The sequence below is a fragment of the Dellaglioa sp. CoH-57-MRSF-18 genome, from assembly GCF_056781995.1.
The window spans coordinates 1-429 of the sequence record NZ_JBXAXX010000093.1 but is presented as its reverse complement, the minus strand read 5'-3'; the positions used below and the strand labels follow the sequence as shown (position 1 = coordinate 429).

At 55.5% G+C, this 429-nt stretch carries 1 protein-coding gene; it reads left to right on the top strand.

All coding sequences use genetic code 11. The annotated features are described in order from the left end of the window. A partial coding sequence (locus AC1RPG_RS08220) for a hypothetical protein (RefSeq protein WP_481762503.1) occupies positions 1-335 on the top strand: 335 nt, incomplete at its 5' end. Positions 336-429 lie beyond the last annotated feature (94 nt).

The following is a 429-nucleotide window of genomic DNA, read 5'->3' as shown; positions in this document are numbered from 1 at the left end:
ACCGTGTGTGGTATAGGGTGCTCAGAGAAATAGAGCCGGACATCCAAGCTCACTGGAATGAACTCATCAACGCACCTAAGCTACCGGCCGCTGTGGATTTGGTGCTGCCCCACGTCGTTGGTACCGATGATTCACGCAGCATCGAATTCTCGAAGCCGGGACTGGCGACTGTGAAGCTGGGTGCTGATATTCCGGTGCGCGCCTCATCCTCCATGATTGAGGGAATGACGGCTAGTGTCTGTATCGACGGCGCGTGGCGCAGTATTGGTGATATCACGGACCTGAAACTGAAGCATGCGCCACAGCAACATACGCAGCTCGGCGTGAAGGGATAGATGGACGGGGCACGCGCCCCGTTTTTCACGTCCGGGGTTGTGAATAATCTGGGTTTGCGCTACACTACGTGTATTGATCGAGGCAATAAGGAGG